Here is a 26,946-nt window from a genome sequence, read left to right as displayed (position 1 = left end):
ACGTCGGGCGATCCACGCGCGAGATATGGGCAAACGCGCCGGCCTCGCCGGGCATATTCACGAAGGCCTGGTGGCCTTCGTAGGCCTCATCTGCCATCGACTCCTCAGTCCAGAGCCGGTTCCGCTGCCGCTGCTCGACCGTAACGCAGTTTCGGACCAGGACGGGCCATAGAATGTTGCGTTAGCGTGGACGGCCGATGCGTTTCTGGACCGTGCTTCTCTGTCTTTCTGCCCTGGGCGGGGTGGCCTCCACCACGTGCCGGCCGTCCTCGGAATCGCGGGCGCCTGCACCGGTGGCGGCGGGCGGGCATTCCGTCGTGAGCAATGTGACGCGCGACGATTACGCGGGGAGTGCCGCCTGCGAACCCTGCCATGCGGACATCCACGCAGCGTGGCAGGCCTCGGCGATGCATCAGATGACCCGCCCGGCCAAGGACGCGCGCATCCTGGCGCCCTTCGATGGCACCGTGTTTCGGTTCAAAGAGGATACGGCGCGTCTCGATCGCGTTGGGGTCGAGCGCTTCGTGTCGATCACGTCGCCGCGCTACGGAGACCATAAATACCGCGTGACCAAGGTCATCGGCGGGCACTACCGGGAGGACTTCGCCGGCGTCGATGTGAGCCGCCCCTCTGCGTTGAAAGTCGGGCCCGGCGAGCCGGGCACCTCCGGCGACGAGCTGGTGCTTCCCGTGTCGTACGTCTACAAGCGCAAAGAGCTTCGCTACAAAGGTTATTCCGTGATGCTGCCCGAGCGCGATGGCCTGCGCGCGGGACCGGTCTGGCAAAAGACCTGCATCTTCTGCCACAACACAGCGCCGTACCTCTCGAGCTTCCTCGGTGCGATCGCGGGGCCGGCGGCGCGCGGCTACCAGGGCGAGGTCGTCGACCCCTTGCTCCCCAAAGAGAAGCGCTGGAACTTCGTGGTCACCGACGACGCGGCGTTTCGCCGTGTGCTGGCCAAGGAAGTCGATGTTCTCCACGGCAGTGCGTCCGGCGAGTCGTGGGACGATCTCGCGCCGCCGCAGGCCGCGGCCCGCGCCGTCGTGGCCACGCGGGAGAACTTCGGCGAGCGCCACTTGATCGAAGTCGGCATCGGCTGCGAGTCGTGCCATGGCGGCTCCAAGGAGCACGTGTCCAACCCGCGCGTGCACCCCACCTTCGAGCCGCGTGCACCGTTTCTTCGCATGGCCAAACAGGGCGAGCCGCCGAGCCGCGAGGAGCTCGTCAACCGCACCTGCGCGCGGTGCCATCAGGTGCTCTTTTCTGGCTACGGGCACACGTGGGAGGGGGGGACGCGCCAGCGCGGGGCGGTGAATGGGCCGGGCGGCAGCAACATCAACAGCGGCGAGGCGCGCGACATGCTCCTCGGGGCCTGCCGCATCTCCTGCGTTCCATGCCATGAGCCGCACACGCGCGAAAGCGGCGGTCGCACGCGCGATCTCGACAGCGGGCACGCGGGCAACGCCATGTGCACCTCGTGCCATGCCAAATTGGAATCACGTGAAGCCTTGCGCGCGCACGCAAAGCACGATCCCAACGGCGAGGGAGGACGCTGCATCGCCTGCCACATGCCCAAGAAGAACATGTCGCTCGATGGCACGCTCACCCGCTATCACCGCATCGGCTCCCCGCTCGATCCCGTGCGCGTCGAGCGCGATCGCCCGCTGGAATGTGCGCTATGCCACACCAACAAAAGCGTGGCGACGTTGCTTTCAGACGTCCAGCGCCTCTACGGAAAGCGCTACGACGAGGCGCGCCTTCACGCTCTGTATCCCGATTGGACGCAGAATGCCCTCGTCGCAACTTTGGAATCGGGCAAGCCGCACGAGCAAGCCGTGGCCATGCACCTCCTCGGCGAAATGCACTTCCGAGATGCCGCGCAATCGATTGCGCGCCAGATGGTTCACCCGGTCCCCATCGTGCGCGGATATGCCGAGCGGGCTCTCGAGTCGATTTTGGGGTCGAGCTCGCCGGTCGACCTGCACTCGGACAATCTCACCATCGAGGCGGCTACGCGCGCGTGGTTGGCTGCACCGCCAAAATCGGGGGCCACGACGGGGCGCTAATTCCATATTCCCTGGTGAAACGGAAAACGGAATTGGTGGCCATTTTGCCACGTGAGTACGGGACCGGGTCCGCATTTTGCCACGGTGGGATTACGTGTGGAGAGGTCGTGGAATTCGTACATGCCCTCGGGAACCCCGTAAATTGACAATGTTTTTCCCGGCCCAGCCTGGCCGGCGCCGCGCGGACTCCGAGTTCTGAGTGCGCATACCGTTTGCAAAGGGTAGCGGCCAAGTCGGGGGGGGAAATCCGGCGGTATTTCCACCTATGCTTTCATCAACACTCCAACGAGCGGACGCCGAGCGCATCCTCTCGAGCGACGACGCAACCCAACGGCGCGTTCAACTGTCGGTGCCTCCGGTAGGTGCCGTACTCGTCGTCGATGACGACGACGCTGCGCGTTGGCTTGTCGTTCGTGCGCTCGCGCGCAGCGGCATTCAAACCTTCGAGGCCGTCGATGGGCGGGAGGCCGTCGAGCATGTTCTAGCCAAGCCAGAGCTGATCGACGCCATCATCCTCGACGTCATGATGCCGGGGCTGAATGGCTTCGACGTCATTCGTCACATCAAACGGATTCCCGCGGCGGCCACGACGCCCATCATCCTCGTCACGGCAAGTGCGACCGAGGAAGATGACATCGTACGCGGTGTGGAATACGGGGCGATCGACTACATCATGAAGCCGGTCTCCACCGCGGTGCTCACCGCGAAGGTGCGCGCGGCCTGCGAGCGCTCACGGGCCGAACGGCGTCTGCGCTACGACCTGCGCTTCGCCGAGCTTCACGCGATGATCGATCCGCTCACGGGTCTGTTCAACCGACGGCACTTCGAAGCGCGCATCCGTGAAGCGGCGGCGTATTCGAAGCGGCATGATCAACCGTTCTCGATTGTCATGGTCGACCTGGATCATTTCAAATCGGTCAACGATACCTATGGGCACGAGACAGGTGATCACGTGCTCACGCAGTTCGCAGCCGCCGTGCGCTCCGTGCTGCGGGGCGAAGATGTGGCCTTTCGCTACGGTGGTGAGGAGTTCGTGCTCTTGTTGCGTGCCTGCGACGCGGAGCGCGCGGCCGACGTGGCCGAACGACTGCAGAAAAGGCTTCGGCAGCGGCCGTACCTCTTTCGCGATGGTACGTCGCGCGTCATTACATTCAGCGCCGGTGTCGCCGCGGCACTTCCAAGCGAAGGCTATGGAAGCGCCGAGCTCGTGAGCCGCGCGGACGCCGCCCTTTACCGCGCCAAGGCCGCGGGTCGGGACCGCATCGCCTACTGGTGAACCTCGCTTACGAAAGCGCCTCCGCGTAACCCCCCCCCAGCGGAAGGTGTTCTCGAGTGAGGTTGAGCACGGGCTGCTTGGCGTCTTTGCCGAGGACGACGACGTTGTCCTCGATGCGCACGCCACCGAGCGGTGCCAATTCGTCCACGAGGCGGAAGTCGACGAGGGACGCGTCCGCGCTTTGGCGCAGCTTCTCCACCAGGGCCGCGATGAAGTAGATGCCCGGCTCCACGGTGAAGACCTGGCGTTCGCCGATGGTCGAGGTGTTGCGGAGGAACGGGTTTTCCGCCTTCGGCTTCACGGTGGCGCAACCCACGTCGTGAACTTGCAGCCCGAGCGAATGGCCCAGGCCGTGCGGGTAGAACGCGCGCGTGATGCCCTTCGACACGAGGGCGTCGACGCTGCCGCGTCCGATCCCGACGTCGCGCAGAATGCCGGCGACCTGCTGATGCGACTCGTCGTGCAACCCCTCGTAGCCGGTGCCGAGCTTGACGGCGTCGCAGAGCCGCTTCTGCATCGCCTCCACGCCCTCGATGAGGCCGCGGTAGGCCGACGACGTGGCGCCGGTACCCTTCACCCAGGTGCGGGTGATGTCCGAGCAGTAGCCCTGGTAGCTTGCGCCCGCATCGAGCAAGAGCGACTCGACGTTGCGCGAGACGGCCCACTTGTCGTAGGCGATGTGGTGCAGCACGGCGGCGTGAGGGCCGAGGGCCACGATGTTCTTGTAGGGCGTCTCGGGATCGTCCTGGCCCGTTGAGGCGAGGTAGAGCAGGTGCAGATCGAGCTCCGAGCGATCCGAGCTGCGGAAGGCCTGAAACACTGCGCGGTGGCCGACGGCGGCGCGCCGGTTCGCTTCGCCGACGCACGCGATCTCGTAGTCGGTCTTCGTGGTGCGGAGCTCGTCGAGTGCGTCGACGAGCTTCTTCGGGTTGGTCCGCTCGTCGTCGAAGCCCCACGCCGCAGCTCGCGCGCGGTCGTCCCCGACGAAGGCGATTTTGCCCGACGTAGGGAGCAGCGCTTTGACGCCATCCGCACCTTCGGGCTCGACGATGTCGATGACGTGCGTGAAGTGGTCCGTCTCGGGGCGCGGGGCGATTTCCCACATGCTCGTGGACCGCGTCCAGATGAAGACCGGCGCCTTCCCGACTTGCAACACGATGGCGCAATCCGGCTGGCACACGGGCACCCAGTGCTGGAAATGCGGGGTCGGGCGGAGCGGCCAATATTGGTCGTCCACCAGGCTTTTGAGCTGGAGCGTTCCCGAGTGAATGACAATGCCATCGAATCCCGCCGCCGCGAGCGCTCTCCCATAGCGCTGGCTCAGGTCTTCGATGTGTTGACGATAAAGGCTGGTCAGGGAAGAGGAGTCCACGCCTCCAGCTTACCGTAAGAATCCGCGGCGCGCGCAGCTCGAGCACCTGCGGAAAACGGCACAAAAAAAATACACGGGGGCGGTCCGGTGGCCGAGGTCCCTTTCGGGTCGTGCCTGCCGGATCGCCCTCCGAGGAAGCGCGCGGGTTGGTCGATCGACGATGATGGCCAACATGGCAGCAACATGCTTCCACGTGGCGAATTTGGGGGACGCCAGGGGATCGCTCGTGGGAGCCATCCGTCGATCCGACCGTCTTGCCTGCTGCGAGCGCGCCCGTGCTCGTCGTTTTCGAATCGTGCGATTCGAAGGGGCCGGACGCTTCACGGCGCGTCCGGAACCCGCCTCGGCGGTTCGTGGAGCGATCACGATGGTTGTTCGCCATCGAGGCTCGCCCATTCACGACTTCGGCGAGGGCACCCCGTCATCCTCGGGCACGCGTCTCCGGCCAAGAGAAGACACGTGGCTTGATGAGCGTCCCACGACACGTCCATGGGTCGCCGTTTTTCCAGAGGATCGAGGTCGGTCGCTGGAAGCTCGTGAAAGCCTCCACCGTGGACGACCCAAGGTGCCTTCCCTCGGCCGATATGGAATTTGCCCTTTGGGAAAGGGACTTCCTGTTCCGCCGAGTTCTGCAACGCGAGCGTTCGTCGAAAACCACGAGACGAACGCTCAGCGACGCACGGGACGACCATGTGAGCGGCTGCACCTGTCTTCTGCGCGACCACTCAATGTTACGAAAACATTGCCCAAGCGGGTCGCGGAGCCAAGAGTCGTTGTTCGTAATAGGTATTACGAATGGTCAGGCCCGGCGGGTGGTAGCCCTCCAAACCTGAAGCCTCTTGGCGACGTAGGATGGATAACGCATTCGAAACGAAGGACGAATACTCGTTCCCCTCGTTGCCAATGCACGCGCAGCTTTGATTGAGCACCGACGTCGAGCATCGTGAAACTTCGGAAACGAATCCGAAACAATGGTCCAAATCGATGCGCTGCTTGCAGCCGAGCCGGAGATCGCCTGTATGACCCGATGGTTTCGCGCCGTCCATCCAATGCAACGATGGACGGCGCCATTCCATGCGTAGCCCAATGGCTCGGTCCCGCGCCGGGATTCCCTTCAGGAATAACGGTTTGGAGAATGCGAACCATCGCAGCGCCCGAAACAGCCACTACGGACAACAGCTCACTGGTCTATGTGGTACCGCGAACTTCTGAGGGCACTTATCCAATAAGTGCCCGATTGGTGCAACCGAAAAAGTCAAGATAACGACTCTTTTTATTCCGCAAGTTCTCCACAAAGTTCTCCCCAGGCCTGGGAGAAAATACCGGGAAATGGCGAAAAAGTTCGGAAGATTCGCGGGTTTAGTACTGGCGCAACCCCCACGTAGCCTTTTCGCCATCCCCAAGAAAGTGTGTTTGAGACAATGCGAGATACTGCGTTTGTTTTGAATGTGTAGATTGCAACTCTTCGAAAAGGGCAACTCGGCTAGGTGCGCGCCGGCGAAGGTGTTTTCTCGTCCTGGGCTACGACTTTTGATTTCGGCTGTGCTTCTTCGATTGCGCGATAGGTCAGTGCTCCAAAGATGGCCCCCAAGATGGGGGCGACGATGAAAAGCCAGAGTTGTTCGAGCGCCCAGCCCCGCACGAACAGCGCCGGCCCGATGGATCGCGCCGGATTGACGGAGGTATTCGTGATCGGAATGCCCACCAGGTGAATCAGCGTTAGCGCAAGTCCGATCGGAAGGCCGGCAAAGCCGACGGCCGCGCGCTTGTCCGTCGTGCCGAGTACGACGAAGAGAAGGAGCGCCGTGAGCACGATCTCGGCGAGCAAGCCAGCCAGCAATCCATAGCCACCCGGCGAGTGATCGCCGTAACCATTGGCCGCGAGGCCGTCTTTCAGGTCGTAGCCAAGATCGTGGCCGTTCGCGATGGCGTAGAGCACCCCGGCAGCCGCGATGCCGCCCAGAACCTGCGCCACCACGTAGCCCGTGAGATCTTTCTTGTCGTGCCGGCCCGCCACGATGAGCCCCACCGTGACGGCGGGGTTGATGTGGCAACCCGAGATCGGTCCGATGGTGTACGCCATCGTCAGGAGTGTCAGACCGAATGCGATCGAGACCCCGAGAACACCGACGTTCTTCGCGTCGAGTACAGCGGTCCCGCAGCCTCCGAAAACGAGGACGAATGTTCCTATGGCCTCAGCCACATATTTTTTCTGCATAGTCCGCTTTACCGCGGACCCGCGCCAAAGCAAAAATGGTCGCTACTTTTTCCCGTAGGTCTTGCTGACGATGACCGTCTTGGACTTGCACAGGGCTCCGTCGAACGGCGTGTCACGCACCGCCTTCACCATGCATTGCACCACGCTGTCGCCCAATTCGGATGTGCCAGAGGGCTTCACCGACGTGACCTTGCCGGCGGTGTTGATCGCCACTTGCACGCGCACCGTGCCGGAAAGGTCGGGGTTCTTCTTCTTGCCCTCCTGGTAACACTTGTTGAGCAGCGGCCGGACTTTCTCCTCGTAGGGAAGGGCTGCCTTGCTGCACTCGTCGGGCACGTCGGAACCGGTGGTGACGGTTCCTGCCACGGAGGGTTCCGTTGGAGCCGGAGGTCCGTCGCTTGCGGCGGCCGACTTTCCCGTCAGCGGCTCTTCCGCCTTGGGGGCTTCCGCGGCGGCCGGCGCCGGCGGCTCGGGCGGCGCGGCGGCCGGCTCGGGGGGCGGGGGAGCTGGCGGCGGCGGGGAGCCTCCGCAGGCCGAAAGAGCTGCAACGATCAAGAACAGAGAAGGTAGTCTGCCGCTCATGAAAGAGAGCACTGTAGCAGGACTCAAGGTTCGGTGGACCGGCGGCGACGACGGTCACGGCGGCGGGGAGGGGCCGCTGGTGATCCTGCTGCACGGCTACGGTGCGCCCGGTGACGATCTGGTGCCGCTCTCGCGCGAGATCCCTGCGCCGCCGGGTACGCGTTTCGCGTTCCCCGAGGCTCCGAAGTCGCTCGGCCCGCAGTTCGACGAGGGGCGCGCATGGTGGGACATCGACATCATGGCCTACCAATTCGCCGTCCTCGCCGGACGCACCCAGGAGCTGACCGAGAGCGTTCCCGAGGGCCTCACCGAGGTGCGCGCCCGGGTGACCGAGTTGCTCACCGAGGTGTCCTCCACGGCGAAAGGCGGCCCCGTGGTGTTCGGAGGCTTTTCCCAAGGCGCGATGGTCTCGCTCGACGTGACGCTGCATTGCGACGTCCCGCTGTCGGGGCTCGCGCTTCTCTCGGGCACCATCATCGCGCGCCAGGATTGGATCCCTCGCCTGGGTTCACGCCGCGGCCTGCGCGTCCTTCAGAGCCACGGCACGCAAGATCCGATTTTGCCCTACGAGGTGGCCGAGGAGCTCCGTGGGGCCCTGCAGGCCGCGGGGCTCGAGGTCACATGGGTTCCCTTTCGCGGCGGCCATGGCATTCCGCCCGGCGCGTTCGAGGGTCTTGGCTCACTGCTCGGCGGTCATTCCGCCAAAGGGAAGGCATAGCCCTCCCACGCAGCGCGTGGCCGCGCCGCACGGGCGGCCGCACCCCCCGCAGTGTTTCCCATCCTCCCACACCGACGTCTCGCAGCCGTTTTGCATATCGCCGTCGCAGTTGGCGAAGCCGGCCGCGCAGGCAATGCCGCACGTGCCCTTGTCGCACACCGCGGAACTGTGCGGGCCCGACGCGCAAACGGTGCACGCGTTCCCGCATCCGGTCGGATCGTTGGCGCCGACGCAGCGTGTGTCGCAGGCGTGGTAGCCCACCGCGCAGGCGACCTTGCACTTGCTCTGCTCGCAGAACGCTTCACCGTTTGGCGTGCCCGGGCACGCGTGCCCGCACTCCCCGCAGTGGGAGGCGTTGGTCTTTTGGTTGACGCATTGCAAATCGCAAATGGCGGAGGCCGCGGCGGGGCAACCGCTCGCGCAGGCGAAACGGTCGTCCTCCTGGGCCACGCAGAGCGCATTGGAGGCGCCGCATTGCACGTCGCACGCGCCGCAGTGGCTCGCTTCGGAGAGGCGTGCCTCGCATCCGTCGCGCGGGTCGCCGTTGCAGTCGGCGAAGCCTTTGGCGCAGGCGCTGCCGTGCGTGTTGCCCTGGTCGGTCTCGAGAAGTTCGCCCTTCTCGTTACCGAGCACGATGTTGCAGCCGAAAACGAGGGTGAGCGAGAAGATGGCGTAGATCCCCCGCATGGTCCCTCTACCAGCGTGCCTGCACGTGGAAGCCGGTGGTGCGCGGGCCGATCATCGGTGCCGCCTGCCAGCTCACTTTGCCGACCTGGCTGGCATCTTTGGCCTTCGGCGCGGTCGCAAAAAGAACGATGCCCCCGACGAGCGCGGCCCCTCCCGCGATGAACGCGATGGTCGAGTACGTCCCGTAGTTCAGCGCATCGTCGCGCAGGCCGAGTCCCGTCTCGTCGCATTGGTTGTTGGCGTTGCAGTGCGGCTCGGAGTCGTTCTTCTTGGAGTTCGACATCAGCCCGAACATCGTGCCCACGCCGATGCCCACGATGCCCACCGCGCCGGCGACGATGCCGCCGATTCGCTGCGTGCGTCCGGGGTGCTCGTCGCTCGGTACTTGCTCCCCCTCTCCGGGGCGGCCTGGCATCAATCCGCGATCGGCGAGTGTGGCGGCGTTCGGATCGTCCTGCAGCGTGGGCACCTCCACGTTGACGGTGACGCCATCGACGGGCACCTTTACCGTCTTTTCCCACGTCTTTTTGCCCGGCGCGCTGGCCACGATGCGGTGCTCGCCCGCGTCGATCGGGATGGCCGCGCCCCATTGGCCGCGCCCCACCTCCAAGGTGTCGCGTGTCACCTTCAACTGCGACACATCGGTCGCGCGCACGGTGATGACGAGCTTCGCCAGCCGCGCCTCGAGCACCGTGGCCCGATCGCGGGCGACCTTTTCGCGCGCCGGCTGCCCGGCGGCCTTGGCCTCGCCGGCGACGTTGAGAAACACTGCCCACGCGCTCGCCGCGCGCCCGATGTGCTCGTAGCAGTTGGCCAGGTTGTACTGGGTGCCAATCCCCGGATCGAGCTTTTGGCTCTCCTCCAACTTGGGGCACGCCTCGGCCCACTTTCCATCGGCGATGAGCTTCTTCGCTTCATTGAACAGCGCCTGCGCCGCGGGGGCATCGTTCCCCGCACGCACCTCCGCCGAGGCGAGCACCAGGCTCGAGCAGAACGAGCAGAAGAGGACGGAACGAAGGAGCTTCAGCTTCATGAGTGGCTGCCAGAGCTGTTGGTGAACTGCGGCCTGTAGGCGGTTTACTTGCGCTCTTCGAACAGCGATTCGGAGCTCGTGGGTGCCGCCGTCGCGCTTCCACGTGGCGACGTCGACAAGGAGTCCGATGACGGCGACGACGGACCCGTCGGCGCAGCTGACCCTCGCGCCTTCGCCGCTCCGTGTTTCGATTTTTTCGAGTCGGCGGATGCGCTCGCACTCGCGCTTGCGCTCACGGTCTCGGACGCGGCAGGGACAGCCGGCGGTTCCGTCGAAGCCGAAGGGGCCGCGCTGCTGGGTGGAGGCGGCGCCGCCGGAGCGGCCTGATTTTCCCACGAGAGCACCGCCGACGGCGCAGGCGCCTCCGCGCTGTTCGTCGGGGTCGCATGCCGCAGGGCAAACATCGCGGTGATCGCTCCGCACGCGACGATCGCCGTCGAGCCGAGGGCGATGCCCAACGTCCGCACGAAGCTGCGGCGTTTGCGCGGTCCCGGCCTCCACGTCGGATCGGTCGAGCCCCACGCCGGCCCGCTCTCGGGCATTTGGCCCGACGTGCGCCCGTACATGGTGGCGCCCGATTGGAAGATGCCCATGATCCGGTGGGCCGAAGCCCGTCCCGCGGGGGTGCCAAATTCGCGCAGCGCGGCCGCGAGCTCGCCCAAGTTTTGGAAGCGCTTCGCCGGGTCCTTCTCGAGGCAGCGGAGCACCACGGCTTCCATGTCGGGTAGCACGTCCGGGCAGAGCGTCGTGAGCGGCGGTGCGGGGCTCTGCAGGATATTCGCGCAGATCTCGGGCATGGTCTCGCCGTCGAACGGCGGATGGCCCGCGATGAGCTCGTGCAAGATCACGCCGAGGGCCCAGATGTCCGCGCGGTGGTCGACCTCCATCGAGGAGCGCATCTGCTCGGGCGACATGTACCGCGGCGAGCCCATGATGGAGTGCGTCCCCGTAAGCGCCAGCTCGCGTCCGGTCAGCGCAAACGCCCGAGGTGCCAGCTTGGAGATGCCGAAGTCGAGCACCTTGATCCACGGCGACCCATCCGCGCGATGCGTGAGAAACAGGTTCGCCGGCTTGAGGTCGCGGTGGACGATGCCCAGCTGATGCGCCTCGCCGATGGCTTCCCCCGCCTGAAGCAGGTAATCCACGGCGGCAGGCACCGGAAGCGGCCCATTGGCCGTGAGCAGCGCATCCAGGTCGCTCCCCACGAGGTGCTCCATCACGAGGCACGGCGTGCCGTCGTCGAGGGTTCCCACGTCGAAGGTGCGCACCACGTGCTCGCTTCGAATGCGCGTGGCGGTTTTGCCCTCACGAAGAAAACGCTCCACCACCTCGGGGCGGTCGACCCACTCGGTGCGCAGCACCTTGATGGCGACCCAATCCTCGAGCTGCAGATGCTCGGCCGCGTACACGATGCACATGCCACCGTCGCCGATGACCCGATCAATTCGGTACTTGCCGATGAGAACGTCCCCTCTCTGCGGCAGTATGCGCACGGGCTCGCCCGTCTCTTGGGACGCGCTCAGCATGATGGAACGGACTCGCTTTCTGGTGCTCGTCGAAGAGCTGTCACGCCGTAGCTAAGCGAATTCTGCGCCAATAAATTCTGCCGCGAATCCCGCGGATGTGCTGGGGACCTGCGTGGTAAATTGCCCCGACGAGCGCTCCCTCCCGCGGAGCGGGGAGAACGGCAGCCATCACGCGAGCGGGGCGGGCGGGGCTTTCCTGCGTCCCAGGGCCGAGCGCACCAGGCCGAGGAAATCTGCCGCGGTTTTTCGAGCCAAGAACAAGGCGCCGGCGACGTACCCGAGGGCACCCGCGATGATCTCCACCACGAGGCCGACCCCGCGGGGCATCTCTCCAAGCCATGCCAGTCCATGTCGCGCACCGATGACGGCGAGCACCAATGGGATGCACGCGAGCAGCGGTCCCACGCACGACATGACAAGTGACCCGACCGTGATGTTGTCAGCTCGGGCGACCACCACCATGCTGGCGAGCGCGTGTGCAGCGAACGCCACGCCGACGGCGACGCAGGTCCAAAGCGGCCCGGCGCGCCCGATGGCGGCAATGCACGCGAGCAGCGAGCCCACTTGAAAGAGACCGAGCCACATCAGTGGGCGGGTCATCTCACGCGCGACCAAGTACGAGGCGATGGTCCAACCGACAGGGCGTGCCACCGACAGCGCAGCGAGCAATGTCAACATCGGCCCCACGCTGTGCCATTCCTTGCGCAGTAAGGTGGCGACCGCGGTGTTGGCCACCGCACCGAGCCCGACGGCGAGCGGAAACACGATGAGCGCGAGCAAGGCCGTGGAGCGCACCAGCGCGCGTTTTCGCTGTGCGGCCCCCATGTGCGAAAACGAGGGCAGGAGCACGTCGCCGATCTGCTCGCCCACCTGCACGGCGGGGATGTCCGCCAGGTTGTACGCGAGGTTGTACTCGCCGAGCACCGTCGGGCCGAAGAAGTTCGACACGAGCAGGTTGTCCCAACGCCGTGCCGCGAAGCTCGCCGATGCGCTGACCGAGAAGGGGAGGCCGAAGGCGAGCATCGCGCGCGTCGTCTTCTTCGACAGCGGCGACGGCGTGAGCCACTCGCGCCGGTCGACGGCCATGCAGAGCATCGCGCAGCGGAGGATGCTGCGCGCCACGTTCGCAAGCACCAAGGCCATGCCGCCGAGGCCCGCGAAGGCGAGTGCCACCGACGCGATGCTGTAGGTCACCTCACCGACGGTGCGCGAGAGGCCGATCACGCGAAACTGCATGTCGCGCGCGAGCAGCCGCTCCGGCATGAAGGCGACGCGATCGAAGACCGCGGCCAGGGCCAAGCCCGGAACGTAGCGCGCCATGGTGGGCGCGCTGAGGAAGCCGCCGAAGCGATCGCGGAACAAGGTGACGAGGCCAATGGCGAGGAGGCCCAGCGCCATGTGGAAGACCGTCGCGTGCCAGGCGACGTCGCGGCCGGAGTCGGGCTTCGCGATGACGTACTGCCCGACGCCAATCGTGGAGAGCTGCATTGCGCTCAGGATGAGCACCGAGGCGTCGGACACCTCGCCGATGATGTCGGGGACGAGAAAATAGGTGATCGCCAGCGTCCCCACCAAGCCGATGGCGCGTGATCCGACGCTGGTCGCGATGGTCCAACTCGCGCCCCGCACCGCCTTCGTGGTCAAAGGCTCGGCCGAGATGTGTCTCCCCCCTCTTCCCTTACCTCGCCGCTTTCCGGCGTTGCGTTCTGCCGTTGCGTTCGCGCGGCGTAGGCGTGGTGCGCCGCTCGAGGGCCGCGAGTTCGTCGCGATCGTCGTTCGTCGCGCGATCGCTGGCGCAAACGCGGCGCCAAACGGCAATGGCGTCGGTCGTCTGATCCTGCTTCTGGAACTTGCGCGCGAGCGTACGAAGCGCACCGGCGACCGACTCCGGATCCGCATCGCGGACGATGTCGAGCAGCGGTTCCCATCCGCGCTCGCCGGCGCCGAAGCGCTCCATGGCCCGCTCGAGCATCTTCTTCAAGAGCAGCGGCGGCACCTTCTTGGCGCTGGGGCGGAGCACGTTGCGCATCAACCACGCGCGGTCCGTGTCCTTCGTCTCGAGCAGCGCCTCGGCGAGCGGCGTGACCGCGTCGTCCTTTCCGGTGAGCGCGCCGGCTGCAAATTCGGCCCGCCGCCGGTCGAGCGATTTGACCACCCCCACCAGAACGAGTGTGGCCTCCCCATCTTTGCGGCGCCCGAGTTGGTCGATGACGAAGCGCGCGCGCTCCAACTCCGGGTGCCCGACGAGCCTTGCCAGGCTCTGCGAGGCCTCCGGAGGAATTTCCAGCCCTGCCAACGTTGTCAGCGCACTTTGCGCGAGGGCGCGATCGTCTCCCGAGGCAATCTCGATGAGCGCTTCGGCGACGTGCGGTTCGACATGGCTGTGCGTCGTGCCCGCGCGCGTGCCCACGACGAGGCGCAACGCGGTGAGCGCCTCGAGGCGCACGTTGGGATCGAGCAGCGAGTCCTTGGCGCACAGTGCGAGCTCCCGCGCGCCGATGCGCGAGAGCGCGGAGACGGCGTGGCGCTGGAGCACGGGCACGTCGCTGGAGAGCGCGTGGAGCAAGCCGCGGATCACGTCAGGACCGCCTGCGCAAAGCTCCCCCAGGACGATCACCGCCGCCATCTGGCGTTCGAGCGAGTCGTCGTGGAGAAGCTTGGTGATCTTCGCGATGTCGCTCACGGCCTATAAGAGTCACGCGCAGTCCGGGCACGCGCAAGTCGAAAACCGCACGTGTTCACTTGCGGCGACGCTAAAGTGGGGTCGACCTACATGACGGAGGATTCCGTGTTGTCCGAAGAAAACACCCACGCTGGTGTTGCGCGCTCTGGCGCTGCTGCGTCAGGAGGCGAATCCGCTGACGCGGCTGTCAGGCGTCGAGCCGAGCCACTCGACCTGCTCAGCGCCGGCGGAAATCTCCTGAGCCCGCTCGAACGCGGACAGATCCGGTTCATTCGTAAAAGCCTCGAGCCGGGACCCCTCGACAAATCGCTGAGATGGTTGCAGCGCATCATTGGCGCCAATTGGATCGAGGCGTCCATTCGGAACTTGCGTCACGTCCACGGACTGGATCGACTGCCGAATTTCGATCCGGGCAAAAGCTACGTGCTCGTGTCCAACCACCGCAGCTTTTTCGATCTGTACGTGGTCACCGGCTACCTCGTAAAGCGTGGGCTGCCGCATCGCATCCTCTTCCCGGTGCGGTCGAATTTCTTTTACGACCATCCGCTCGGCCCAGTCGTGAACGGTGTCATGAGTTTCTTCGCCATGTACCCACCGGTGTTCCGCGATCGCAAACGCCAGGGGCTCAATCTTGCGGGCATCGAGGAAGTGGCGTCGCTCCTTCGACGCGGTGGCGTGTTCGTGGGGTTGCATCCGGAGGGGGCGCGCAACAAAGGCGACGATCCGTACGCGCTCTTGCCCGCGCAGAGCGGGGTGGGGCGCATCATCCACCGCGCCCGCGCGCAGGTGATTCCCGTATTCGTGAACGGGCTCACGAACGACATCGTTCGACAGATTGGCTCGAACGTCACGCGAACCGGGCGCAAAGTGGTGGTCGCGTTCGGTGCGCCGGTCGACTTTGGCGGCCTTTTGGAGGAGGCGCCCAGCCCGCGGGTCTTCCGGCGGGTTTCCGAGCGCGCGTGCGAAGCCATCGCCGCACTTGGCGACCAGGAACGCGCGATTCGCGGCCGTTTGGAGGGTGGGCTGGCGTCGGGAGGCTCGTCGCGCTAGGAAGGCGCCTCCGCCGATGTCTGCCAGCCCCGTCAACGTCTCCGAACTATTGCGCAATCGCCCCGTCGTCCTCGCGCCGATGGAGGACGTCACCGACGTCGTCTTTCGTCGACTGTGCCGGGGGTTCGGGTCCACCATCGAGGTGACCGAGTTCGTGAACGTCGAAGGGCTGCTTCGCGGCTGCCGAAACGCGCGCCGGAAGATCTCGCTGGCGGAAGACGACACGCACACGGCCATTCAGATCTACGGCTCCAACCCGGAGCGCCTCGCCGAGGCGGCGCGGGTGGCCGAGGAAGCGCGGCCCGCGTTCATCGACATCAACTGCGGATGCTGGGTGCCGAAGATCGCAGGGCGTGGTGCCGGTGCGGGCTGGCTGCGCAACCCGGAGGCCATGGTGGCCATGGCCCGCCTCGTCGTGCAGAGCGTCTCGCTCCCGGTCACGGTGAAGACGCGGATTGGGTACGGGCCCGAATCGGACATGCCCATCGTCGATCTCGCGCGCCGCTTGGAGGACGTGGGCGTCGCCGCGCTCACGGTCCACTGCCGCACGGCCGCCATGGGTCACAAGGGCGCTGCCGATTGGGCGTGGGCAGCCCGCGCGCAGAGCGTCGTGTCCATTCCGGTCATCGTGAACGGCGACGTGCGCAGCGCCGACGATGCCGAGCGCGCGCTCGCCGAAACGCATTGTGCGGGCGTCATGGTCGGGCGCCGCGCCATCGAGCACCCGTGGGTCTTTCGCGAAATTGCCCAGCGCTTTCAGGGCAAGCCGGTGTTGCCTCCGACGGCCGAAGAACGGCTCGCGCTCTGCCGTGATCATCTCCGTGCCAACGTGGAGTTCCGCGGCGAGCCTCACGGCGTGCGGGTCACGCGGCGTCATCTGACGGGTTACCTCTCCGGTTTGCCGGGCGCGTCGGCGATGCGCCAGCGATTGTTCCAGACGGACTCGCTCACCGAGTGCGTCGACTTCCTTGAGGAAAGCGCCGCGCGGGCGGCTTGAAGATCGGCGACTGCCTGGTGCGACGGGCGTCCGGGTACTGAACCGGGGAACGGTCTCTTGCGGGCCGAACCGTGCGTGCGCACGCTGACCTACTTTCGCTGACTCCGGAGCAAATGAAACGGGGTTAGCGACCGTATCAGGCGAATGGTCGCTTCTTCTCCGCATCCAATTTTGGAGCGGGCATTTCCCCAGCTTTGGGAGCATCGCACATGCATCAGTCGAACAAGTTCGCGATATCCATTGTGTTCTGCGTGGCATCCGCGGCGTGCGGGTCGAGCCCGACCCCCGCACCGGTGTCGGTCGCCAGCACCTCCGCCCCCAGCGTCGAGCCTCAGGGCGTTGCGCCCTCAGCGGAAAGCGCACCGGCCGAGTCCTCCACGGCCACGATCACGCAGGCCGAGGTCGCGGCCACGGCTGCCGCACCGCTTCCCACGACGTGCACGGTGCAGGGTACGCGCAAAGCCTGTGTGCCCGACGCGGATTACGCGAAGAAGCTTTGCAGCACCGCGTATCCGGACGTGGCCCTCTCACTTTTCTCCCAGGGCACGCCCTTCACGCGCGCATACATGACCCGTGACGTCGACGGATGGAACGCCGGCGGCGGTCGCACGAGCCGCTCGAAGCTGCTCTTCGACGAAGAGGTGCTCGTGGTGGCCCATCGCAAGGCGAACGCGAACGGCATCGTTCTGGTCGCGGCCAATGGCGACACCGGCTCGTACGACGTGCTTCGCTGGGATGGCTCGTGCGTCTCTGTCATGGCCGAGGAAATCACGATGAACAAGGCGCCGAAACCCAAGCGCGCGGCCATCCCCTGGCGCCGCCTGGAAGAGCCCACCAAGAGCGCCCTTCTCGCCGCGCCGAAGGTGAAGGCCAGCCTCGAGGCCCGCGATAAAGCGTGCGGTGGCGACGACGAGGGCAAGTGCACCAAGGCCGAAGTGGCCTTCACCGGCGCCATCGCGGACTTCGTGCGCACGAGCAAGTCCCTACCGGAACCGACGCGCCGCCCGTAAGGCTTCACCGTTTTCGTCGGGGCGGCCGTGAGGTATACCGGGCGCCGTGCACGAAGGTACGCAATCCAAGCAACGTGTCCTCGTCGTCGGATGCGGAGGGCTCGGTGGCATCGTCGCCGCGTCCCTCCTCGAACATAGCGGCGAGTTGGTCGATGTGACCGGCCTCACGCGCAACCGCGCGGTGACGCACGCCATCCAGGAGCGCGGCTTCGTCCTGCGCGGTGTGGATGGCCTGCGCACGGTGCGCGGTCGCGCGGTGAACGAGCTCGCGCCCGACACCGCGCCGTTCGATTGGATCGTCCTGTCCACGCAGCCTACCCAGGTGGAAGATGCCGCGCGCAACGTCGTGCCCTTCCTTGCGCCGCACGGCGCCATGGTCTGCCTTCAAAATGGCCTCTGCGAGGATCGCGTGGCCGCCATCGCCGGGCCGGAGCGGGTCTTCGGTGCCGTCGTGGCGTGGGGCGGATCCATGGTCGAACCCGGTGTCTACGATCGCACCGCCGCCGGAGGTTTCACCCTCGGCCGCATCGACGGCAAGGCCGACGATCGGCTGATGAAGCTCGCGATGCTTCTCGAGCCCATCGGCCCCGTCTCGACGACGACCAACTTGGCCGGCGCGCGCTGGAGCAAGCTGGCCATCAACTGCGCCATCTCCACCTTGGGCACCTTGGGCGGCAAGCCTCTGGGCAGCTTGATGCTTCACCGGTTCGTCCGGCGCCTCGGGCTCGAGATCATCACCGAGGCCGTGGCCGTGGCCCGGGCGGAGAAGGTTCGGCTGGAAAAGGTCGCGGGTACCCTCGACATCGACTGGATTGCCCTCACCGAGGCCGAACGGCAAGTCAGCGGTTCGCCCGGGCTCGTGGCGAAGCATGGAATGCTCCTCGCTGTCGGTGCGCGTTATCGCCGGCTGCGTTCCTCCATGCTGGCCGCCATCGAGCGGGGCCAGCCGCCGGCGGTCGACTTCCTGAACGGGGAAGTCACCGTTCGTGGGCACAAGCTTGGAATTTCTACCCCTTTCAACCGCGAAGCCTGCAACATGGTGCACGCCATTGCGGCCGGAAAGATGAAATCCGGGATCGCGGCGCTCGAAGAGTTCGCGCGGCGCGTCCCCGACCTCGAACCTCGTTAACAGCGCAAACCGAAAAGCGGCGGGTGACCATGGCGCGCAAGATCGTCACGTACCTTCTCTGGACCTTCCTCGGCCTCACGTCGGTGCTCTGCCTTCTCGTCGCCGCCGTTCTCTGGGTGGTGACTGCGCCCTTCGATCGCCAGCGCCGTGTCAACCACATGTGGTCGTGCGCCTGGGCGAGCATGTACGCGGTGTTCTATCCCGGTTGGAAGGTCCGCACGATCCATCGCGATCGCATCAAGCCGGGGCAAGCGTACGTGCTGGCGGCGAACCACACGTCCATCGCGGACATCGTGCTGCTCTTCACGTTGTTCCGTCAGTTCAAGTGGGTCTCCAAGCGCGAGAACTTCAACATGCCGATCCTCGGCTGGAACATGTGGCTCTCCCAGTACATCCCGCTCGTGCGCGGTGATGCGAACAGCACGCGGACCATGTTGGAGCGATGCCGCGCCCTGCTGCAGAACGGCATGAGCATCATGATGTTCCCCGAGGGCACCCGCTCACGCGATGGGCGTGTGCAGCCGTTCAAGCACGGCGCCTTCTCCCTTGCTCACGAAGCGGGCGTTCCCGTCGTGCCGATCGCCATCCACGGCGGGCACGCGCTCATCCCGAAGCATGGGACCACCTTTGCGGCGACCGCCGAGCTCACCGTCGAAGTGCTCGAGCCGGTTCCGTCGGACCAATTCGAGGACGTGACCGACTTCGCCCGTGCCGTGCGCGGCCGCATCGTCGATGCGCTCGCCCTGCACGACAGCACGTTCGCGCTGGGCTTCGACGGGGCCATTCCCACCGAGAACGAAGCCTCGGACGGGCCCGGCTAGCATCTCGGGGACGGCGGCTTTTCTCTGATCCTTTGCGGTTGTCGTCGGCGTACGGCAGCTGGCCTGGAAGGGGCCAAGCCCGAACCGCCCCGGTGCGGGACACGAGAAGACCGCGCAAGACTCGGTTCGCCCCGCTCCTCTAGCCCCAAACCAACGGTTGACCTGATCGCCCCTGCCAACGTCACACCATGGCATGCGGAGGCCAACTAAGGCGATGAGTTGGGCATCAGATCGTCATTGCCAGTGGCACCTCAAAGCCAGTGTCGGGAGACGTCGGTTGTTGGCGGTCGCGAAAAAGCAGCTTGAGGAAGTCACGCGGTGTTCGGTTCGGTTAACGCGTAGTGCGGGCGGCGCAGTGACACTTCGCGGTGTGGTGACTGACGTGCAATGTGCATCGTCATGTTTCTAAAATGGTTGCCAACTTAAAGTGACATTAGCAGCAATTTGACACTCCCTATTCGATTGACCGGTGCGTGGGTATCGACGACCGTGCCTGGTAGGGAACTCGCGTCGTGTCCACGGTCGTGGCGGTGGAGCGCTCGGCGTAGCCATGTCTCACGGCCGTCTCGAGGTGCCGGTCGATTGCCATCTTTCGCCCCGGGGAAGAAACTATGTTACACAAGAAACCAGCTGGACGCTCTCGCGCCCAAGCTAAATTTAGATCCAGTAAATCCTCGCGTTCGTTTGTGCTGTTGATCCTGTCTGCGCTGACGCTGGCTCTGGGCTGCTCGGGAGGTGGCAATGGTGAAACGGTTGGACGCGTGCGGCTCGCCGATGGCTCCTCGTGCCCGCGCCCGTCTTCCAGCCCGGTGTCACCCGCCGCCTACAATCCCGATGCCTTCGGTGCAGTTCCCAGTTACGCGCCGCCCATTCCCGGCGACGAATCCAGCACGCATAGTCCTCTCGCCGAGAGTCCCCCTGCGGAAAGGTTCGAGTCATGGCCTACGCCGACTTTGGTTCCTTCGGTCGGTCTTGGTTGGGCGCCTGGCAAATTTGCAGTAGGAGACGATGGGTCCGCGAACTACTCCATTCCGATCTCCGTTCCGCCCGGTCGCATGGGCATGGAACCGGAGCTGAGCATCTCCTACAACAGCAACAGTGGATCTGGGTACCTTGGAGTTGGTTTTTCACTCGCTGGGCTATCAGCGATCACACGTTGCGACCAGAATTACTCCGACGACGATACCATGCGTCGAGTTGCGCTCGCTCGCGACGACCGGTTCTGCCTCTCGGGCCTTCGGCTCGTGGCTGTTCGCGGTGAGTATGGCGCAGACGGCACCGAATATAGGACTCGCCCAGATTCATTCGTGAAAATCGTCTCACACGGCGGCAACAACGGTCAAGATAGCTATACTGGACCACAATCGTTCACCGTTTACGACAAGAGTGGCGATTTGCGCGAATTTGGTGGTGCCGACGCCAGTGTCGAAGTTGGCCCCGTCACGGTGACATGGTCGCTCAAGTCGGTCCAAGATCGTTCGGGAAACACGATGGAGGTGACTTATGAGAAGCTTGCGTCCGACAAGGGCACCGAGGAGCACTATCCGATCGAGATTCGCTACGGCGCTCACTCAAGCGGGCTGCTTCACGACAAGTTTGTTCGCTTCGAATACGCAGCTCGGCTCGCCAGTGAGGTCATTACCAGTTACGCGTACGGGGCGCGTGCGAGAATAACAAAAATTCTTCACCGAATTGCAGTGCTGGCTGATGGTGGTCAAACCACCGTTCGCGTTTACGACCTCAATTTCGAAGCCGACTCCGCGAACCAGCGAAATCTGCTCAACGCCGTTCGCGAGTGCGATGTGGGCGGTTCGATCTGCAAGCGACCTACCGAATTCGTGTGGGCGACGTCTCGCCCCGAGTTCTTGGGCCCTTCATCGACGGAGCAAATGCCAGCAGTGGACCAGGCAGGGCAAAACGTCGTCATGGACGCGGACGGCGACGGTCGTGACGACATCGTTTACCCGGACAAAGAAAGGTGGAACATCGTTTTTGGTGCCAAGGAGCGGAATCCGTCGCCGGCGGCGACTCATCTCTCGACCCATGTGCGCACAGACGCGCCGACCAACGACGCACTGAGCGTAGGATTCCTGCAGCGAGGATTCCCCATTGACTATGATCAAGATGGCAAAACCGACTTGCTTCTTGCCGATATTTCTCCGACCTGGCGTTATTTGAGGTCGACCGGCGACAATTTTCAATTAATTAATACGGGAATACCTCGCTCAAAGCGCACAATATACAACCTATACTACGGTGGCGGCAGCGAGTCGCGCGACTCAGTGAAGATTCACGATCATCTTATGATGGGGTTCTACTTGGTGGATCTCAACGGTGACGGCATCAAGGATCTCCTCGAACGCGATCTACTCGACGACTGGCGTCCGAACCCACCCACGCCACTCTGCCAAGGTGACATGCCATGGAGTTGCGGTGGAAAGTGGACCTACCGAATGCACGATGGTCGTAGCGGCTTCGGCCCGGCGATCGAGGTTCCCGAACTGTTCAATGTAAGCATCGCGGCTCCGGTGCTTCCGCTCGATGCGGATGGAGACGGGAAGGAAGAACTGCTCATCGACACGTGCGCAGTGTATACCGGCATCGGAAACGTAGCCGTCATACCACCATCCTGTGGCCCAACGGATGGCAATGGGAAGATGCTCAACGACAACGGGCAGTTCAAGATCTTCTCCTGGCAGAAGCTACCCGGCCAATCCGATCCGAACAAGGGGACGTTCTCCATAGCCGATGCCGGTTTCAGTACACGATACGAGGCTCCCGGTATTTCTCAGAATATTGGGCAACAACAGGTCATCGTGCCCATAGATGCCAACGGTGACGGGCTCAAGGATCTGATCGCCAGCACTGACACTCGGCCCGAATACTATTTCGCGCCAAACTTTTGGCTCAACAGCGGAAAGGGGTTCGTCCGCCGCACAGATTCTGGTCTAGAGTCGCTCGGAGCCAATAAAATTCATCTGGAAGATAGTTTGGTTATCGACTATGACGCGGACGGACGAGAAGAGCTCTTCTTCGCCTATGGCGATACCGTGCTTCATTCGCCCGGCCAGTATCTTCCACCTGCGCTGAGAGAGGCGAAACGGTATTTTCGCTTTCGGACAACTGCAACCGCCAATGAGCTAGTATTCTCGTACTCAGGCGAGCAGCTGCCCTACGAGAAACCTGCCGAGCTGTCTGTGTTCCCAACACGACGTGGACCGCGCGTCGCTGATGTAAATGGCGATGGACTTCAGGACATCATAAGCGATTTTGGCGGCCTTCTTCATTGGCGGGAACATGCGAAAAACAACCAAGTGGGTGAGAAGGTCGATGCGATCGTTACCATCCGGGAGGGGCGTATGGACGGCGCCTTCGACCAACCGTCGGATATCTACCTTGGGTCGCTCTACCTGGACTATCGCCCACTGATTAACGCGTACGGAAAAAGTATTGCTGTCGAAGGCGGAAAGGACCTGAGCCAGATATACTTTCAGGCCGAGCAAAACCAGGCGACTTGCGTGTATCCGTGCAAGCGATTCGTTGGGCCAAAGTACGTTGTCTCTCGCACGTCCGAGGATACTGGGACGCGTTTTGGACGATCAACAAAAGAACTTTACGGTCGATACACTTTCCACCGTTACGAGGATGCGTACGTCGATCGTCATGGTCGAGGCTGGCTCGGGTTCCGGGCGCACGTTCAATACGAGTATCACGAGGACGAGAGCGGCCCAAAGGAGGGAATCTATCCCGTTACTGCTCGTTGGACGCGCGCGATTTACGATCCAACGACCTACGACGCTACGCAGCGAATATACCCCAATGGTGGGGTGCCGCTTTGGTCTATTGCATTTGGTTACCAACGCGCGAGCATGGGCGCAGAAGACCCGGCGCTCATGTGGCTCTCTATTGAAAGAGCCACGCCTTCTGTCCATAAGACAAACGGAAACAAGACGTATTTCGTCGAGACCCCTTTTGAGTCGACGCGGACGTACGAAAATCTTCCTTATGGCCCGCTGCAGCCCGGTCTCACGTTGGATCCCGAAGCGATGTTGCAGTCGGCCTCGGCGTATCGGGGTGAGGGGATTGCGGTCATTCGAGATGATTTTGGAAATAGTACGTCCACTCGTGTTAGCCACTGGACGCGACCTGACTTTGAAACGAGTCGGCTCAGCATCTCGGAGACTCTAACCTCGTATCTCAATGATGAGCCGCGCTGGATCATCGGCCGGGTGCGAACCACGAAAGTCACGGACCAGACACCAGAGGGCTCGCAGGCGCGCCAGTATGAGGCGTTCTACCAGCGAGACACTGGGCTCCTGGAGCGGCAAACCATCGCAACCCCATCGGACGACGCTCACTGGCTCGATACCGAGATCGAGCGTGATCGCTTCGGAAACATTGTTCGTTCGACGACGAACGACGCCCTGGACGTGTTTCGTGGCGAAACGGTTGTCACATACGACCCGGACGGCGTGTTTCCTCACGCGATTCGCAACGCGCTCGGTCACACGACACGCATCAAGTACAACCCGTACCTCGGGGTGCCAATCGCGATGGTTAGCGCGAATGGGCTTATATCTTGGCGCGTGTACGACGCGTTTGGAAATCTGAGGCGAGAGCACGAGCCCGACGGGAGCCTGACGACGTATTGGCTTACTCGTGATCGTGATGGCGAACTGTGGGGGCCGACGTTGCACGCGCAGGACAGTACAGGAGTTACATCGGGGGCACGATTAGATCGCCTCGGACGCGCCGTCTACGATTGGAGCTACGGCCTTCGCGGACAACGGTCAGAGTCGATCCGAACATTTTGGGACTTTGGCGGAACGAAGACCGCATCCATCCCCGCCCGCAGTGCTTCCACGAGCACACCGAAATGGTCGTTTTCATATGATGCTCGTCACAGGCCCTCGACCAAGGTCGCTCCCGATGGCGTAACAGTATCAAGGACATATCGTGAATTCGAGGAATGGCAGACGGATGGCAAAGGTGAGCAAAATCACTTTGTGTTCGATGGGCGCGGGCAGGTGGTGCGATCCGAGGATGCCAACCGTTTGCCGACGACCTACCGCTATGGACCATTTGGAAGTCTCCTGTCGGTCGACGTAAACGGCAGCAAAACAGAGTACACCGTCGACGACTACGGGCGAACGTTACGGGTTGTAGATCCGGATTTCGGCGCTCGTGCTTTAGTATATGACGCCTTTGGCCTGCGGAGCGTGGAAACGGACAACAAGGGTCAAGATACTTTGTCTTGCCACGATGCTCTAGGTCGTCTTACCCGAGAATCTAGCCCTGACGGGACCGACATTCGAACATATGACCAAGGCGCGAATGCCATTGGGAAACTGACGGCATCTATCAGCGCAGGCAGAAATGGACGGCGTTACGAGTACGACGCTCTCGGGCGACTTTCACGAACTACGACACTTGTGCCGAGTAGCGGAAGTCAATTGCAATCATATACGATCGAGCGGGCTTACAACGCTCGCGGCGAGCTTCACCGGCTGACGTATCCGAGCGTTGGTGGCAGCAGATTCGCCGTTGACTATCTGTATGACGACTATGGCAATTCGACAACGGTTCGAGATGCGTCGGACCAGCATGTGATGTGGCGTTGGCAGACTGCGGACGATGCGAATCGCATTAGCGATGTTCAGTTTGGCAACGGCGTCGCTGCGTCGAAAGTGTACAATGGTAATACAGGCCTTCTGCGTACCCTGACGAGTAGCTCGCCGAGCGTGGCGCAGCTTCAGAATCTTGAATATGCCTTCGATGAGAATCGTAATTTAAAGTCGCGTACTGACCACCGTCAGCAACTTGCGGAGAATTTTAGCTACGATTCGCTCGATCGACTGGTTCGCTCCGAATCGTCTGCGGCCAACGCTGCGTATGAGTACAAGTACGACGATATTGGCAATATTGTCTACAAATCGGACGTCGGTACATACGTTTACGATCGCGCGAACAAACCGCACGCCGTGCGCAGCGTGAACGGCCGGATTTACGACTACGACCCGAACGGGAACCAGATATTGCGGCCGACAGGTCCCGCCGACGACGTGGAAATAGAGTACACCGCGTTCGACAAGCCGCGACTGATTCGGAAGCCCGGAGGTGAGGTTACCTTCGAGTACGACGCGGACGGAGAGCGGCTCCGCAAAACGTCGGGCACCAAGTCGACTACATACATCGACGGGCTGTACGAGCGTCACGCGGACGGGCCAAAGCTGGAGCACAAGATGTACGTGTCCGGTCCGGACGGCCTTATCGCCATCGTGACGCTCTCGCAAACAGGAACCGGAGATATCGCCCGGAAAGAGCGATATGTGCATGGCGCACACGATGCGTCGGTTGACGTCATCACCAATGAGCAGGGAATGGTTGTCGAACGGCGAAGCTACGACCCGTTCGGACAAGCTCGGAATCCTGACTGGGCCACGGGTGGCGGACCGACGGAGCCAAAAACGGAGAGTGTCGGTTACACGGGGCACGAAGACGAGGATGATCTTGAGCTCGTCAACATGGGTGGGCGAATCTACGATCCGAAGATTGCGCGATTCCTATCGCCAGATCCAATCACGGAAGCGCCCTACTTTTCGCAATCTTGGAATCGATACGCATATGTCTTCAATAATCCTCTGACTTTTATAGACCCCGCCGGGTTCGAGACTACCAAGAACCACGATCGTCCAGCATCGCGTATTGAAGAGAAGCCATCGGAGCGCAAGGCAGAACCTCCGAAGGATGACTCGAAACCGGACCAGTCGGACTCTGGTTCGGGTGACCAATACGGCCATCGCGCCACACCACGCTCCGCGCAGCATCCGTTGGGCAATGCTGCCCAGGCCGTGACTCAGGCGAAGATGGGTGACTACGCGGGCGCTGTAAAGTCCGCCATCAAGGGGGTTTGGCAAATAGCTACCCGTTCGGTGCCGCAGCCCTTCGTGTACAGAATACCAGAGGCCATCAGGCAGGCAGACGAGGTCATAAGTCAATTTCAGGAGGGCGCGAACGTTCGTGATGGCGCCCGCAGAGCAACGGAAAAGTATGTCGAGCAGCGGCTGCGTGATGCACCCGTAGTTGGGCGTGTCCTGCGCGCGAAGGAGGCGGAGAAGGCGTCTCAGGAGGCGACGGATCCGGTTTCGAAGGCGGGCGCAGTTGGGGACGACTGGGGCGAGGTCGCGGATGCTGCGGCGGAAGCGGGCGCGCTAGTCTTTGGCGGAGCTAAGAGCGCAGAGTCAAAAGGCGTCAAAGGCGGCCGCGGAGCAGGCGCCGACCCCCTCTACATGAGAGGAACGAAAGCGGGCCCTCGGCTTCACGGAGATCTTCCTCACGCAGGCGATCTTCGCGGAATGCCAACCGATCGCCTCTCGGATCTGCGAGACATGACCAAGACGAGCCTCCAAACGAGGACTGACGAGATGCGTGATAGGGGTGACAAGGGAGGGCATGGTAGTAGGATAGGCGAAGAGCGGCAGCTACTTGAGCGCATCGAGCGAGAGCTGAAGAACCGAGGTGCACTTTGAGTAGAAGTAGGCGCAGTAGGAGCGAGGGGTAGGTAAGATGGATCCAGTTAGCGAACTAGTGGACCAGCTAGAAGAGAACCCAAATCGCTTCCGAGAGACCGATGGTTATGGGCGACTGGTTAGTCTCTTAGAACGCGGGTATCCGGGCGACGCCGTAAGGCGCGTCCTGCAAAAGAAGGACCCGGGTTTTGCGGGCGACCTGCTATGGGTGGTCGCAGAACTCGAGGATGTCACGCCCTTCGTTTCGGA

Annotated in this window: 18 protein-coding genes; 9 read left to right on the top strand and 9 right to left on the bottom strand. The window is 63.3% G+C overall.

Features of this window, described 5'->3' with window-relative positions; genetic code table 11:
* Positions 1-197: 197 nt before the first annotated feature.
* Positions 198-2,066, top strand: coding sequence for a hypothetical protein (locus tag LVJ94_40990; GenBank protein WXB03267.1), 1,869 nt, complete (start codon positions 198-200; stop codon positions 2,064-2,066).
* Between the two features lie 265 nt (positions 2,067-2,331).
* The gene (locus tag LVJ94_40985) at positions 2,332-3,342 is read left to right on the top strand and encodes a diguanylate cyclase (GenBank protein WXB03266.1); all 1,011 of its coding nucleotides are present in this window, start codon (positions 2,332-2,334) and stop codon (positions 3,340-3,342) included.
* A gap of 7 nt (positions 3,343-3,349) precedes the next feature.
* Here the strand turns inward: LVJ94_40985 and pepQ are convergent, their stop codons facing one another.
* From pepQ to LVJ94_40970, 3 genes are all read right to left on the bottom strand, one after another.
* Complete coding sequence (pepQ, locus tag LVJ94_40980) at positions 3,350-4,714, bottom strand: Xaa-Pro dipeptidase (GenBank protein WXB03265.1); 1,365 nt, start codon at positions 4,712-4,714, stop codon at positions 3,350-3,352.
* Positions 4,715-6,197: 1,483 nt separating this feature from the next.
* On the bottom strand, positions 6,198-6,932 hold the full coding sequence (aqpZ, locus tag LVJ94_40975) for an aquaporin Z (protein WXB03264.1): 735 nt from the start codon (positions 6,930-6,932) through the stop codon (positions 6,198-6,200).
* Between the two features lie 42 nt (positions 6,933-6,974).
* Entirely contained in the window at positions 6,975-7,514 is a 540-nt protein-coding gene (locus LVJ94_40970; GenBank protein ID WXB03263.1) for an AgmX/PglI C-terminal domain-containing protein, read from the bottom strand.
* On the opposite strand from LVJ94_40970, the gene LVJ94_40965 reads away from it, so the two are divergent.
* A complete protein-coding gene (locus LVJ94_40965; protein WXB03262.1) occupies positions 7,513-8,232 on the top strand; it encodes a phospholipase in 720 nt (239 codons plus the stop codon). The two genes, LVJ94_40970 and LVJ94_40965, sit on opposite strands and share 2 nt — an antisense overlap.
* Here LVJ94_40965 and LVJ94_40960 read toward each other — a convergent pair.
* From LVJ94_40960 to LVJ94_40935, 6 genes are all read right to left on the bottom strand, one after another.
* Complete coding sequence (locus LVJ94_40960; protein ID WXB03261.1) at positions 8,194-8,919, bottom strand: hypothetical protein; 726 nt, start codon at positions 8,917-8,919, stop codon at positions 8,194-8,196. The two genes, LVJ94_40965 and LVJ94_40960, sit on opposite strands and share 39 nt — an antisense overlap.
* 7 nt (positions 8,920-8,926) lie before the next feature.
* Entirely contained in the window at positions 8,927-9,952 is a 1,026-nt protein-coding gene (locus tag LVJ94_40955) for a hypothetical protein (GenBank protein ID WXB03260.1), read from the bottom strand.
* 44 nt (positions 9,953-9,996) lie between these two features.
* Positions 9,997-11,478: a serine/threonine protein kinase gene (locus LVJ94_40950; GenBank protein WXB03259.1), complete on the bottom strand. Its 1,482-nt coding sequence runs from the start codon at positions 11,476-11,478 to the stop codon at positions 9,997-9,999.
* A 168-nt stretch (positions 11,479-11,646) separates the two neighbouring features.
* Entirely contained in the window at positions 11,647-13,122 is a 1,476-nt protein-coding gene (locus LVJ94_40945) for an oligosaccharide flippase family protein (GenBank protein WXB03258.1), read from the bottom strand.
* A gap of 34 nt (positions 13,123-13,156) precedes the next feature.
* Positions 13,157-14,161 (bottom strand): hypothetical protein, encoded by a 1,005-nt coding sequence (locus LVJ94_40940; protein ID WXB03257.1) that lies wholly within the window; start codon positions 14,159-14,161, stop codon positions 13,157-13,159.
* Positions 14,162-14,320: 159 nt separating this feature from the next.
* Entirely contained in the window at positions 14,321-14,662 is a 342-nt protein-coding gene (locus LVJ94_40935; GenBank protein WXB10839.1) for a hypothetical protein, read from the bottom strand.
* Here LVJ94_40935 and LVJ94_40930 point away from each other — a divergent pair.
* The 6 genes from LVJ94_40930 (at position 14,585) to LVJ94_40905 (ending at position 26,697) form a co-directional block, all read left to right on the top strand.
* A complete protein-coding gene (locus LVJ94_40930; GenBank protein WXB10795.1) occupies positions 14,585-15,211 on the top strand; it encodes a 1-acyl-sn-glycerol-3-phosphate acyltransferase in 627 nt (208 codons plus the stop codon). The two genes, LVJ94_40935 and LVJ94_40930, sit on opposite strands and share 78 nt — an antisense overlap.
* A 16-nt stretch (positions 15,212-15,227) precedes the next feature.
* Positions 15,228-16,208 (top strand): tRNA dihydrouridine synthase DusB, encoded by a 981-nt coding sequence (gene dusB, locus LVJ94_40925; protein ID WXB03256.1) that lies wholly within the window; start codon positions 15,228-15,230, stop codon positions 16,206-16,208.
* Between the two features lie 209 nt (positions 16,209-16,417).
* Positions 16,418-17,218 carry a hypothetical protein gene (locus LVJ94_40920; GenBank protein ID WXB03255.1) on the top strand — a complete coding sequence of 267 codons (801 nt, stop codon included), beginning with the start codon at positions 16,418-16,420 and terminating at the stop codon, positions 17,216-17,218.
* A gap of 46 nt (positions 17,219-17,264) precedes the next feature.
* The gene (locus LVJ94_40915; protein WXB03254.1) at positions 17,265-18,347 is read left to right on the top strand and encodes a 2-dehydropantoate 2-reductase; all 1,083 of its coding nucleotides are present in this window, start codon (positions 17,265-17,267) and stop codon (positions 18,345-18,347) included.
* A gap of 29 nt (positions 18,348-18,376) precedes the next feature.
* Complete coding sequence (locus LVJ94_40910; protein ID WXB03253.1) at positions 18,377-19,168, top strand: 1-acyl-sn-glycerol-3-phosphate acyltransferase; 792 nt, start codon at positions 18,377-18,379, stop codon at positions 19,166-19,168.
* A 692-nt stretch (positions 19,169-19,860) separates the two neighbouring features.
* Positions 19,861-26,697 (top strand): hypothetical protein, encoded by a 6,837-nt coding sequence (locus LVJ94_40905; GenBank protein WXB03252.1) that lies wholly within the window; start codon positions 19,861-19,863, stop codon positions 26,695-26,697.
* Positions 26,698-26,946 lie beyond the last annotated feature (249 nt).

This window comes from Sorangiineae bacterium MSr11367 (genome assembly GCA_037157805.1).
Lineage (GTDB): Bacteria > Myxococcota_A > Polyangia > Polyangiales > Polyangiaceae > Pendulispora > Pendulispora rubella.
Note: the sequence above shows the minus strand (reverse complement) of the source record. Positions and strands in the feature narration are given on the sequence as shown.